The following is a 12,672-nucleotide window of genomic DNA, read 5'->3' on the forward strand; positions in this document are numbered from 1 at the left end:
GTCCTGTTCGATGCCCGTCGACTGCATCGGTCAAGCGCCATCCGCAGGACTTGCCGCATCCTGGGCCTGTCCCGCATCGGACACCTCGAGCGACATTCCGACCAGTCCCTGGAACTGCCCATCCGCGGTGTGCCAGGGACGCGCATGCGACTTGAACCAGCGATAGCCGCCGCCGCGTTTTTGCAGGCGCACGCGTCGCTCGAACACTTCACGGGTACGCAAGGCGTGCTCGACCGCGCCCACATAATCGGCCGCATCGTCCGGATGCACGATGTCTTGCCAACCCATGTCCCGCAACTGATCCATGGTGGCGCCTGTCAGGTCGACAGTGCGCTCGTTCACGTAACTCAACGCGCCCGCGCTGTCGAGCTGCCAGATCAGTGCCGGCGAGGCTTCCGCCAGCGCCCGGAAGCGTGCCTCGCTGCCGCGCAAGGCTTCTTCTCCCCGCTTGCGCCCGGTGATGTCCGTAAACAGTACCGCGACACGGCGGCTGCCTTCGCCGCCAAGGCGGAAGATGTTCAGGTCGAATACGCGCCCCAGCATCAGTTCACCCTCTTCCACGCGAATCGGTTCGCCCGTTTCTACAGCACGTCCGTATAGGGCGGCCCAGCGCGGATTCGGGGTGCCCAGCAACTGGGTTGCGGTGCGTCCCACCGGATACGGCATGCCGGTATGTCGCACGAAGGCAGGATTTGCGTCCAGGAACAGGAAATCGGCCCATCGGCCTTCCGCGTCGGCCATCACCTCGACCACGGCATAGGCCTCGTCCATCTCGTTGAACAGGGCCCGGTACTTCTCCTCGCTCGCCTGCAGCGCCTGCGCCGCACGCAGCCTGTCGCTGACGTCGCGCCAGAACATGGCAACGCCTCCCTCGTCGGTCGGGTAGGCATTGACCTCGAGGTGGAAGTCGTAGCCTTCGCCCGTGTAGTGGTGGCTGAAGTGCTGCTCCGTGCCTTCTTCGACCACCCGGCGCAAGGCCCGCCCGACCGGGGCGTCCACGGAACCGGGGAAGGCATCCCAGTGCGAAAGCCCCAGCAGGCTTGCGCGCTCCCTGTCGAGCAGGCGCTCGGCGGCGGCATTCAAGCCCAGGAACCGGTAATCCGGCCCGAGCACGCAGTGCGCTTCGCTCATGCGTTCGAGGATGCTTTCCGCGCGCCGCTCGGCGCGCGCCGCGGCCGCCTCAGCGTGCGAGCGCTCGGTGGCGGCCCAGGTGCGCTCAGCGACCTCCCTCAGCAGCGCCTCCGCGTCGCCCGACCAGTCGCACACCTCGGTGCTACCTACGATCAAGGACGCGACCAGGCGCCCCTGCTTGACCAGCGTGGCGACCAGCATCGAGCGGAAGCCGAGCGCCGTGTAGCGCGCACGAAGCTCCGGGCTCAAGCCATCGTAGTTCGCGTAGTCGCCGACGTTCAGCATGGTCCTTTCCCGGATGATGTCGAGGAACTCTGGCACGTCCGAGACGTCGTGCGTTCCCGCGAGCGAGGGAAGATCCGCGCGCGCCGCGTCGCGGAGCACGACGCCCAGCGCGGCCGCCTCGTCCCATTCGACGTAATAGCACCACCCCGCACCGAGGTGCTCGCGCAGCAATCGCGTGGCCTCACCCTGGATCTCGGCGGCCGCATGAAGCGGCCTGACGGCATCAGCGAGCCGGAGCAGGAATGCCTGGCGCTGCGAGCTCTGCCGGGCCGCCTCTTCGCTGCGCTTGAGCCGGTCGACGTCGATGACCACGGCCAGGGCGCCCGTGATGTTTCCCTCGCCGTCGAGCAAGGGCGCGGAGCGCACTTCGGTCCAGGTTTCCCGGCCTCCGTCGTCGGTGTACAGCATCTGCATGCCGCCCAGGACGCTCTCGCCGCGCAGCGCCAAGGCGGCAGGAAAATCTTCGGGCTCGATCGGGGCGCCGGCGGCATCCCAGCCGCGCCAGCGTGCAACGCGCTCGACGTCGGGCGAAGGTATCAGATCGGCAGGCATGAAGCGCCGCATGACCTCGTTCAAAATGAGCATGTCGCCTTTCGGGTCGAGAATGCCGATCCCGATCGGCAGCGCGGCAAATGCGGTCGCCAGGCGCTGCTCGCTCTCGCGCAGGGCGTTCTCGGCATGACGGCGGCGGCTGATGTCGAAAAAGGTCAGGACCGCGCCTTCGATACGCTCGTAGGCGGTGCGGTAGGGATGGATGCGCACGATGTAGTCGGTGCCGTTGCTGCTGCGCGTTTCGCGCTCGACCGGCTTCCCGCTGGCGAAGACGCCGACGACATCGTTCAGCAGGTGCATGCTGTCGATCTTGCCGCTGAGGTCGGCCAGTGGCCGGCCGACGTCGGCCCCGATGATGTTGAAGATGCGCGTGACGCTTGGCGTATATCGCTGGATGCGCAGACGCAGGTCGAGGAACAGGGTCGCGATGTCGGTCGAGGCGATCAGGTTGCTGAGGTCGTCGTTGGCCTGGGCGGTTGCTTCCGTGCGTACCTCCAGCTCGGCATTGATGGTATGCAGCTCCTCATTGCGCGATTGCAGTTCCTCGCGGTGGATTTCGAATTCCTCGATATCCGCCCGCAGCTCTTCCACGTTCGCCTGCAGGTGCTCGTTAGCCCGGACCAGCCTGGCGTTGGCGGCTTCGGCCTGTTCGGTCGTCTGCTCCAGGTTGCGCCGCGCGCGCAGCAAGGCCTGCTCCAGTTCGCGTACGCGCGGGTCGGCGGGGTCCCCGGGCGCCACGCCATCGTCGGCAGGTTCGACCGACTCGAACCGCACCAGCCGCAGGCCTTCGGCGCCGGGCACAGGCAGCACCGACAGGGCGACTTCGCGCTCCTGGCCATCCTGCCGGTAGCGCAGCGGACCGGTATGCGCGGCCTGGCCGCTCTCGTTTGCCTGTGACAGCGCCGTGCGCAGGTCGATGCTCACATCAGGCGGAACCAGCGCCAGTAGCTGCATGCTGGGCTCGCCGCCGGCGAAGCGCAGGAAGGCACCCGCGCCCTCTGAAGCATGCACGACATTGCCGCTGCGGTCGATCAGCGCGCTGGGCGGCGCGAGCTGGAGCAGCACACGCTGGTGCAGCTCGGCGTAGGCCGGCGTCGCGGTCTTGCCCGCGGCCGGGGCGCCCGCTCCCGGCGCCGGCCGCCTGACCTCCGTACGTGGCAGGGCCACCGATAGCCGGCGTCCCGCCTGGGCGACAGGCTTGGCCTGGTAGATGCGATAGCGGCTGTTGACGGCGCTGAACAGGTCGGCCGCCAGCTCCGCGGACTCGGCGTTCCCCAGGAAGAGGAAGCCACCGGGTCTGAGTGCGGAGTGAAACACTTCCAGCACGTGACGATGGACTTCCCGGTTCAGGTAGATCAGGACATTGCGGCAGGTGATCAGGTCGAGTTTCGAGAAGGCCGGGTCGTGCAGCAGGTCGTGGCGCGCAAACAGGATACGTTCACGCAGCAGCCTGCGCACCTTGAACTGGCTGTCGACGGGCGTGAAATGGCGCGCCAGCCGTTCCGGCGGCACGTCTGCCGCGATCGTCTCGGGGTAGCGCGCGGCGCGCGCCATGGCGAGCCCGCGCTCGTCGATATCGGTGGCGAACATCTGCATCGCCGGGGCGTCGTCGACGCATTCCACGCGCTCGGCCAGCAGCATGGCGAGTGAATACGCTTCCTCGCCGGTCGCGCAGGCCGTGACCCAGGCCCGCACCGGTTCGCCGGCAGGCCTGGCCTGGCAGATGCGCGGCAGGACGAACTGCTCCAGCGCGTCGAAAGCCTCGCGGTCGCGAAAGAAGCTGGTCACGCCGATCAGCATTTCCTGAACCAGGGCGTCCGGTTCAAGCGGATCCTGCAGCAGCAGCTCGTGATAGGCAGGCAGGTCCGGCACGGCGCGTGCCTGCATGCGCCGTTCGATGCGGCGCAGGACGGTCACCTGCTTGTAATGGCGGAAGTCGTGCGCGGTTTGCGCGTGCAGCAGCGCCAGCACCGCCTCCAGCCGCTCCTGGGGGAATTTACCCATGTCTATAAGCGGTGGCTCGAGCGGGACGTTACCTTTCTGCCCGCCCTTGTGGATGGCCTGCATCACGTCGCGCATTTCCAGCAGCCTGGCCGCGATCTCGCCAGCGGGCTGGACAAAATCCGCGACGCCGGCATCGATCGCCGCCTGCGGCATGCTGGATTCCTCGGCCTCATCGGGAACTTGCACGATCACGATGCCGCCATGCTCCTTGATACAGCCCAGGCCGGCGACCCCGTCCGTGCCCATGCCGGACAGCAGCACGCCAATCGCGCCCTCGCCATGCGTTTCGGCCAGGGCGCGCAGGAAGATGTTGATGGTGGTGGGCATGCGCGGCGTGGCGGACGCTTCGCAGGCAAGCAGGTGGCCGTCTTCCATTTCCAGGCTGCGGCCGGGGGAAATCACATAGACCCGGTTCGGCAGCAGGGGCACGCGCTCGATGACCTGCACGACCGGCATGTCGGTAGCGCGCTGCAGCACCCTGTCGATGGCGCTGGGCGCGTCCGGGGCCAGATGCAGCACGACCACCAGGGCCATGCCGGGCGCCGGCGGCATGTTCTCGAGCAGCTGCATCAGGGCCGGCAGGCCACCGGCCGACGCCCCGATGCCGACCACTGGAAACGTCACTGCCCCGCTTGAAGACAGATCCGGCAAGGTGGACTCCGGCTGCTCATCCATAACTGAAATCCGTCAAGGTATTAAATATTGGATAAGTATAAACCGGCGGCAGTGCCTGTCGACATTCATGGCCCCCCTGCCATTTGCGGGAAATGGACAGGCTGCCCATGATGCGTGACCGCCTCACGTGCACCATGGCGACGACAGGAATCGGGACCGCGTTGCATGGCACGGCGCGGCTCCGGCAAAGGAGAGCCGGTGGACAGGATGCGGGTGCCAGCTACGCCAGTCGCGCCGCCAGCGACGCATGCCCTGGCGGCAGCATGCTAGAAGAGGTCGAGCTGTCCGCCCGTCCTGGCGCCGCCTTTGCCTGGCGCGGGCGGCACCACCAGCGGCTTGCGGAACTGCGAGCCATCCAGCCTGCCGAAGCGCCCGCGAAATTCTCCCATCCCCAGCCTGTCTACCGCCTTGGTAAAACGCTGGCGGATGAGGTCGGACCAGATGCCCTCTCCCTGCATGCGTTTGCTGAAGTCGCTGTCATAGTCCTTGCCGCCGCGCAGGTCGCGGATGCGGTTCATCACCCGTTGGGCGCGGTCGGGGAAGTGCGCCTGCAGCCATTCCTGGAACAGCGGGTTCACTTCCCATGGCAGGCGCAGCACGGTGTAATGGGCGCCAATGGCGCCGGCGTCGTGGGCCGCCTCGAGGATGCGTTCGATCTCCGGTTCGGTGACGAAAGGAATGATGGGCGCGACGCTCACGCTCACCGGGATACCGGCTTCCGTCAAGGTGCGGATGGTGCGCAGGCGGCGCGCCGGTGCGGCCGCGCGCGGCTCGAGGGTGCGCGAGATGGCGGGGTCGAGCGTGGTGAGCGTGATCGCGGCGCAGGCCTGGCTCTTTTCGGCCATCGGCGCGATCAGGTCGATGTCGCGCTCGATCAGCGAGGACTTGGTGATGAGTCCGACCGGGTGCTGGCATTCCTTCAGCACTTCCAGCACCGCGCGCGTCAGGCGCAGTTCGCGTTCGCAGGGTTGATAGGCGTCGGTGTTGACGCCGATGGCGATGTGCTCGGGCACGTAGCCCGGCTTGGCCAGTTCGCGCCGCAGCAGCTCGGCCGCGTTCACCTTGGCGAACAGGCGGCTTTCGAAGTCGAGCCCCGGCGACAGGCCGAGGTAGCTGTGGCTCGGGCGGGCGAAGCAGTAAATGCAGCCGTGTTCGCAGCCCCGATAGGGATTCAGCGAGACGTTGAAGGGCACGTCGGGCGAGCTGTTGCGCGACAGGATGGACTTGGCGACTTCGTCGGTAACGGTCGTGCGCAGGCTCGCTGCTTCTTCTTCGTCGCGTTCCCAGCCGTCGTCGAACTCTTCGCGTCCGTTGAGCTCGTACCTTCCTTGCAGGTTCGACACCGCGCCCCGGCCCTTGCGCGCGGCGAGCGGACGCGGGCCGAGCATCGGCTGCTCGTCCACGGGCTGGCGCTGTTCAGGGTTATTGCGATCGGGCACGGCGGCTCCATACTGTACGTTTATACAGTATGGTACGCCTTGCTCAGTTTGAATTCAAGTCCGGCACAAAAGCCCCCTGTTGCCGAAATAGAGTTGTAGGGTGGGCAGGTTTCCCTGCCCACGCGGTTCGATCACGTGTTCTGACCTGCTCACTATTTCGCTAACACCTGTTGACCGCGTGGGCGTTCGTGTCATGGGCCACTGGCCCATGACACCCCGCCCACCCTACAATGGATCGGCGTCTCGGACTTGACCGTTATGCGGCACAAAAGCGGCCTGTTGCCCGACAAAGCCGTCGAAGGCGTCCAGCAGCGGCTGGAACGACACTCCCTCGCCTTCCAGCTGGGCCAGCGCCAGGGCCGCCGCTTCCAGCGAAGACAGCTGGTGCGGCGCATGCGCCTTGCGAATCCGATAATTCGAGGGGGCCACTTCGCGCAGGGCCAGCTGCGGCAGCGTCTGCAGGGCCGGATTCAGGTACAGCATCTTGCGGCTCTTGCGCCAGGTGGCATCCAGCACCACCAGGCGCAGCCGTCCGGCGTCCTGCGGCACAAAGTGCGGCGGTACCGGCAGGCCGGCGTCGCCATCGGTGTCCGGATACAGCAGCACCGGCGCCCGCCCATCCGCATGCAGCAGCGCGTCGAGTGCAGGCGCATCGAAGGTCTCCCCTACCGCCAGCACGCTGCCCGGCACGCTCAGGTGCAGCAGGCGCGCACTGTTCTTGGCATTGCCGACCTCCAGCGGATGCTGCAGCACCAGGAGCGCCACACGTGGCTCCACCCGCGTGATCCACCGGCAGATGCAGGCCGACTGCGCGCGCAGGCAGGTCGCGCAGCGCGCGCGTTTTACGGCTGGCTCGTTCACGGCGTCGGCGTCCAGCCGCCGCCCAGCGCGCGGTACAGGTCGACGTGGGCCGCCAGCAGGCTGGCGCGCAGCTGCAGCACGGTGTTCTCGGCGCTGAAGGCGTTGCGCTGGGCGTCCAGCTCTTCCAGGTAGGAAGCGTAGCCGTTCGCATACCGGTTGTGCGCCACGCGCAGCACCTCGTTGGCGGCGGTGCGGCGCGCTTCCGCTTCCGCCAGCTGGCGCCGCAGGCCGTCGATGCCGGCCAGTGCGTTCTCGGTCTCGGCAAACGCGCCGCGCACCACGTTCTCGTAGGTGAATACGGCGCGGTCGCGCACGGTGCCCGCGATCTCGGCCTGGGCGCGCAGGCGGCCGGCATCGAACAGGGGCGCCAGGATGCTGCCCCCTAAGCTCCACAGCTCGGTGGGTGACTGCAACAGATTACCCAGGCTGTGGCCTTGCGCGCCGAGCGAAGCCGTGAGGCGGATCGACGGCAGCAGCTGGTCGCGCGCCGCGGCCAGGCTGGCGTCCGCCGCCGCCACCGCGCGCTCGGCCTGGGCAATGTCGGGACGGCGCCGCAGCAGTTCCGAGGGCAGGCCGGGGCCGGGCGTCGGCATGCGCAGGTCCAGCAGCGGCAGGCCCCGGGCCACCGGGCCGGGGCTGCTGCCGAGCAGAAGATTCAGCGCCTGTTCCTGCTGCGCGATCGCGCGCTCCAGCTGCGGCACCACGGCGGCGGTGGCGCGCAGCTCGGCCTCGGCCTGGGACATCTCCAGGCGCGAGCTGTAGCCGACTTCGAACTGGTGACGCGCCAGCGCGAAGGAGCGCTCGCGCGAAGCCAGGGTCTCGCGCGCCAGCGCCAGCTGGGCGTCCAGTCCGAGCAGGTTGAGGTAGCCGGACGCCGTGTTCGCCGCCACCGCCAGCGCGGCCGCGTCCAGCGCGGCTTCCTGCGACAGCGCTTCGAAGCGCGCCGCCGCCGTGGTGCTGGCCAGGCGGCCGAACAGGTCGAGTTCATACGCTGCCTGCACCGCGCCGGTCACCGAGGTCACTTCTACTGGCTGGCCCAGCGGGCCGATGGCACGCGCGCGGGACGGACCGATGGACAGGTTCAGGGACGGGACTTCGGCGCTGCTCGCAACGCGCACGCGCGCCTGGTACTCCTGCAGGCGCGAACGGGCAATGCGCAAATCGCCGTTGGCGTCCAGCGCGCGCCGTACCAGCGCGTCCAGCTGGGGGTCGCCGAAGGCCTTCCACCAGTCGCGCGCCACAGCGGTGTTGGCGGCGGGCGCGCTGCGCCAGGCGGCGGGCACCTGCAGGGTCGGCGCGGGCGCCGGCTGCGGCGCCATGCTGCACGCGGCCAGCAGCAGCGGCGCGGCCAAACAGACCAGCTTCCTCATCGCGTTTCCTTCTGCGCGGAAGCCGTGTCAATCGTCGCCACCACCGACATGCCGGGCCGCAGGCGCTGGGCCAGCGGCTGGTTCGGGTCGATGCTGATCCGCACCGGGATGCGCTGCGCGATCTTGACGAAGTTGCCGGTCGCATTGTCCGGCGTGATCACCGAGAACTCCGAACCGGTCGCCGGCGAGATCCGCTCCACGTGGCCGCGCAGGGTGGCGTTGTTCAGCGCATCGACCGTGAAGCTCACCGGCTGGCCCAGGCGCACGTCGGCCATCTGCGTTTCCTTCATGTTGGCGATGATCCAGAAGGTATTCGGCACCAGGGCCGTGAGCTGGGCGCCGGCGTTCACGAACGCGCCCTGGCGCACCGTCACCTGCCCCAGCTGGCCGTCGCGCGGCGCATGGATGCGGGTGTTCGACAGGTCGATCTCGGCCAGGCGCACCTGCGCTTCGGCGTTCGCGACCGCCGCTTCCAGAGAGGCGCGGCTGACGCCCACCGAGCGCAGGTTCTGGCGCGCGATCTCCAGCGCCGCCCTGGCCTGCTCGCGGCCGGCCACCGCCTGGGCGCGGGTAGCGCGCGCGGCGTCGCGTTCACGGGCCGACAGCGAACCGTCGGCCGCCAGCTCTTCCACCCGGCGCAGGTCGGCCTCGGCGCGCCGCGCCTGCGCTTCGGCGGACCCCAGGGTTGCCTGGTTCTGCTCGATGGTCGCCTGGGCGCTGCGGTTGGTCTGGGCGTAGTTCTCGAGTGCGGCGCGGCGGGTGGCCAGTTCGGCGCGCGCCTGCTCCAGGCGCTGGGAGGGAATGCGGTCGTCGATCCGCATCAGGAGCTCTCCCTTGCGCACTTGCTGGAAGTCCTGCACCAGCACCTCGACCACGTAGCCGGAGAGCTGAGGACTGATGATGGTCACCTGTCCCCGGACCAGTGCGTTCTCGGTCGCCTGCAGCGTGGTCTGGAACGGCGGCAGCTTCCAGGCGTAGAGCACCAGCAGCACGCCGCCCAGGGCGACGGCGCCGAAGGCGAGTGCACTCAGCAGGATGCGGCGCGAGCGTTTGTTGGCAGGTGGGCTGGATGGTTCGGGCATGTCAATCGGTCACTGGTTCGGGTGGTGGAGGCGCCCCGGGCGGCGGCGACGCCGGTACCGGGGTCAAGGCGGGGAAATAATGCAGCCACACGGCGTGCAGGAAGATCCACAGGGCGCTGGCGGCGGCAAGCACGGACAGCACGAGGAAGACGTCGTTGTAGGCCAGGATGTTCGCTTCGCGCGTGGCGCTGGCGGCCAGCGAGGCCGCGCCCTGGCGCGCGCGTGCGGCCGGATCGGCCACCATCTGGCCGACGGCCGCGGCGCCGGCCTGGATGCGGCTCGCCACCAGCGGATCGAGGCTGCTCAGGTGTTCGACGATGATCGAAGAGTGGTATTTCTCGCGCAGGATCTGGAAGCTGCCGACGATGGCCGAACCGAGCAGGCCGCCCAGGTTCTGGGTCAGGCCGAACAGCACCGAGAAGCTGATCAGGTTGGCCGGGTTGGCGATCACGGTGCCGATCAGCGAGATCACCAGGGGTCCCAGGAACAGGGTGCCGCCAAAGGCCAGCAGGCTTTGGCTCAGGTACATCTGCTCCGGGCGGGTCTGGTTGGTGGCATGGGCGTCGATCCAGGCGCCCAGCGCCATCAGCAGGAGCGAGATCACCTGCGGCGCCATCAGGTGGTTGACGTTGATGGTGAGCGCCGAGACGACCACGCCGGCGATGGTGGCGCACAGCACGATGGCGTACAGGGTCTGCAGCTGGTCGTTGTCGAGCCCGACGAGGCGCAGGAAGCCGACCGCGCCGACGCTCTGCTCGGACAGCACGATGCGCACCAGGATCATCGACAGGGCCAGGCGCACGATGTTGCCACTTGTGAACCAGCGCAGGTTGAGCAGCGGATTGGCGCGGTTGTGCTCCACGCACAGGGCCGCCGCCAGCAGGAAGACCGAGGCGGCCAGGGCGATGCCGATCCAGGGTTCCTCGAACCACCAGCGCACCCGGCCGAAGCTCACCGCCGCGCACAGCAGCGCCATGCCCGGCGCGAACAGGGCGAAGGTGACGAAGTCCATCGGCCGGAAGGCCTTGAAATAGTCCCCCGGCGGCAGCTTGAGCAGCAGCACCGCGCCCAGCGAGACGAGGGCCAGGCCCAGCTCGAACATGTACAGCCCGCGCCACTCGGCGATCTGCAGCAGGTCGTTGGAAAAGATGTAAGCCAGCGGCAGCGCCAGCTGGGCGCAGCCCATCGCCAGCGCGACGCCGCGCAGGCGCCACTCCTTTTTAAAAGCCTGCAGCACGTAATACAGCCCGAGCGGCGACACCGCTGCCGCCAGCATGCCGTGGGCGGCGCGCACCGCGATGGCCGAGCCCAGGTCGTTGACGAACAGGTGGGCAAAGGTGACCAGCGCGTACAGCACCAGGAAGATCTCGGTAAACAGGCGCAAACCGAACTGCTGGCGGAATTTCACCAGCAGCAGGTTCATCGATGCGTTGGTCATCACGTAGACGGCCGGCAGCCAGGCCGTTTCGGTGGAATAGGCGCCGAGCACGCCCTGCAGGTTGATCAGGTTGACGGACACCAGGGCGTTGCCGAGGCCGCCGGTGATGGTGATCAGGATGCCGACGGCCAGGTAAGCAAAACGCAGCGGCGTCGGGTGGGCCGGCGTGGAGGGAGAGCCCGGAAGCATCGGCTTTTCGTCCGGCGCCCACTGACGCGGCGCAAACTTGCTCATCCGACCATTCCTTCTCTTCCGTTGCCAGCTTCGCATGATAACCGTGATCGAAAAACCACGTCGGATGCCATGAGAGACACTGCTACGAAACAATTGCGTGGCCACTTTGTCACGCCACGAAAATTTACTACTGGAATTGCCTAAACGAGTATTGCTCTGCGTTTTCTACGTACCTAGAATCAACTTATGCCTCGCGGAAAGTTGTTCCGCATCCGCTTCACCCGGTACGTAGTGAGACAGAGTCAACATGGTTCCACGCTTCACGCTCCGCAACCTGTTCGCCGCCGCCCTCGCGGCCGCCGCCATGATCCCCGGGATCGCTGTGCAGCAGGAATTGCAACTTGATCATCGCATGAACGAACACATCGAGCAGGTTCCGGCCGGCCCGCAGGGCCGCGCCATGCTCGAGACGACCGTGTTCCAGCCGAACGGCCCGGGGCCCTTCCCGCTGATCATCATCAACCACGGCAAGGATCCGGGCCGCCCCAACCTGCAGCCGCGCGACCGCTTCTATCACATGGCGACCGCCTTCGTGAAACGCGGCTACGCCGTGATGGTGCCGATGCGCCAGGGCTTCGCCAACTCGACCGGGCGCTATCGCGACTACGGCTGCAACATGACCGCCAACGGCTATGCCCAGGCGGAAGACATCGCTGCCACCCTGGCCTATGCGCGCCAGCAGAAGTGGGTCGACGCCGAACGCATCGTCGTCGCCGGCCAGTCCTACGGCGGCCTGGCGACCATCGCCCTCGGCACCCAGCAGCAGCCGGGCGTGCGCGGCCTGATCAACTTCGCCGGCGGCCTGCGCGACGACAGCGACCGCTGCGCCTGGCGCTCGGCGCTGGTGTCGGCCTTCGCCGAATACGGCACCAAGGCCAAGGTCCCGACCCTGTGGATGTACGGCCAGAACGACTCGCTGTTCGGCCCCGAACTGGCGCAGCGCATGCACGCCGCCTTCGAACAGGCCGGCGGCCGCGGCCGCCTGATCGAGTTCCCGGCCTTCAAGCGCGACTCGCACGGCATGCTGGCCAGCCGCGACGGCGAGAAGGTGTGGCTGGACGACACCATGCGCTTCCTGGCCCAGATCGGCATGCCAACCAAGGTCCTGTACGACGTGCCGCCGCCGCCGACCCCGGCGCGTACCGACTACGCCAAGGTGGACGATGTCGAGGCCGTGCCCTTCCTGTCGGAAAACGGCCGCCGCGCCTACCAGGAATACCTGGGCAAGATGACCCCGCGCGCGTTTGCCGTGTCGCCGAGCGGCGCCTGGACCTGGGCCGAGGAAGGCGAAGACCCGGACGGCCGCGCCCTGGCCACCTGCACCGCCAAGAGCACCGAGCCGTGCCGCCTGTATTCGGTGGACGACTATGTGGTCTGGACGGGCGACCTCGACCAGGCGGCGGAAGCAGCCATGACGGCGTCGAACACGCCGGCGCCGAAGCCGGCTGCGGACCCGAACGCCTCCGCGCCAACGACCTCGATCGGCTCCAACAAAGCCGCCAACTGACACGATGGCCGGCCGCGCCGGCCATCGTGCTGTCAAGCGGCCCGCGCATTATTTCCGTGCGTGAAGCCTGACAAGCATCCAAGCCGCGACCCAG

7 protein-coding genes are annotated in these 12,672 nt (G+C 67.9%); 1 reads left to right on the top strand and 6 read right to left on the bottom strand.

What is annotated here, in order from left to right:
• Window positions 1-30 precede the first annotated feature (30 nt).
• From LK539_RS00585 to LK539_RS00610, 6 genes are all read right to left on the bottom strand, one after another.
• The gene (locus tag LK539_RS00585; protein WP_227798971.1) at window positions 31-4,596 is read right to left on the bottom strand and encodes a CheR family methyltransferase; all 4,566 of its coding nucleotides are present in this window, start codon (window positions 4,594-4,596) and stop codon (window positions 31-33) included.
• A 317-nt stretch (window positions 4,597-4,913) separates the two neighbouring features.
• Window positions 4,914-6,035, bottom strand: a complete 1,122-nt coding sequence (locus LK539_RS00590; protein ID WP_227799759.1) for a PA0069 family radical SAM protein — start codon at window positions 6,033-6,035, stop codon at window positions 4,914-4,916.
• 276 nt (window positions 6,036-6,311) lie between these two features.
• Window positions 6,312-6,947, bottom strand: a complete 636-nt coding sequence (locus LK539_RS00595) for a DTW domain-containing protein (RefSeq protein WP_227798972.1) — start codon at window positions 6,945-6,947, stop codon at window positions 6,312-6,314.
• Entirely contained in the window at window positions 6,944-8,317 is a 1,374-nt protein-coding gene (locus LK539_RS00600; RefSeq protein ID WP_227798973.1) for an efflux transporter outer membrane subunit, read from the bottom strand. The genes LK539_RS00595 and LK539_RS00600 overlap by 4 nt, the downstream gene beginning before the upstream one ends.
• On the bottom strand, window positions 8,314-9,399 hold the full coding sequence (locus LK539_RS00605; RefSeq protein ID WP_227798974.1) for an HlyD family secretion protein: 1,086 nt from the start codon (window positions 9,397-9,399) through the stop codon (window positions 8,314-8,316). Before LK539_RS00605 ends, LK539_RS00600 begins: the two co-directional genes overlap by 4 nt.
• A 1-nt stretch (window position 9,400) precedes the next feature.
• Window positions 9,401-11,071 (bottom strand): MFS transporter, encoded by a 1,671-nt coding sequence (locus tag LK539_RS00610; RefSeq protein ID WP_227798975.1) that lies wholly within the window; start codon window positions 11,069-11,071, stop codon window positions 9,401-9,403.
• Between the two features lie 247 nt (window positions 11,072-11,318).
• Here LK539_RS00610 and LK539_RS00615 point away from each other — a divergent pair, with 247 nt between their 5' ends.
• Complete coding sequence (locus LK539_RS00615) at window positions 11,319-12,578, top strand: dienelactone hydrolase family protein (RefSeq protein ID WP_227798976.1); 1,260 nt, start codon at window positions 11,319-11,321, stop codon at window positions 12,576-12,578.
• Window positions 12,579-12,672 lie beyond the last annotated feature (94 nt).

It is taken from the genome of Massilia sp. IC2-476 (assembly GCF_020707295.1).
In the GTDB taxonomy this organism is placed as follows: Bacteria; Pseudomonadota; Gammaproteobacteria; order Burkholderiales; family Burkholderiaceae_D; genus Telluria.

Coding starts and splice junctions, on each gene's coding strand:
- LK539_RS00590 (WP_227799759.1), bottom strand. CDS start 6,035: ATGCTCGGCCCGCGTCCGCTCGCCGCGCGCAAGGGCCGGGGCGCGGTG.
- LK539_RS00600 (WP_227798973.1), bottom strand. CDS start 8,317: ATGAGGAAGCTGGTCTGTTTGGCCGCGCCGCTGCTGCTGGCCGCGTGC.
- LK539_RS00605 (WP_227798974.1), bottom strand. CDS start 9,399: ATGCCCGAACCATCCAGCCCACCTGCCAACAAACGCTCGCGCCGCATC.
- LK539_RS00610 (WP_227798975.1), bottom strand. CDS start 11,071: ATGAGCAAGTTTGCGCCGCGTCAGTGGGCGCCGGACGAAAAGCCGATG.
- LK539_RS00615 (WP_227798976.1), top strand. CDS start 11,319: ATGGTTCCACGCTTCACGCTCCGCAACCTGTTCGCCGCCGCCCTCGCG.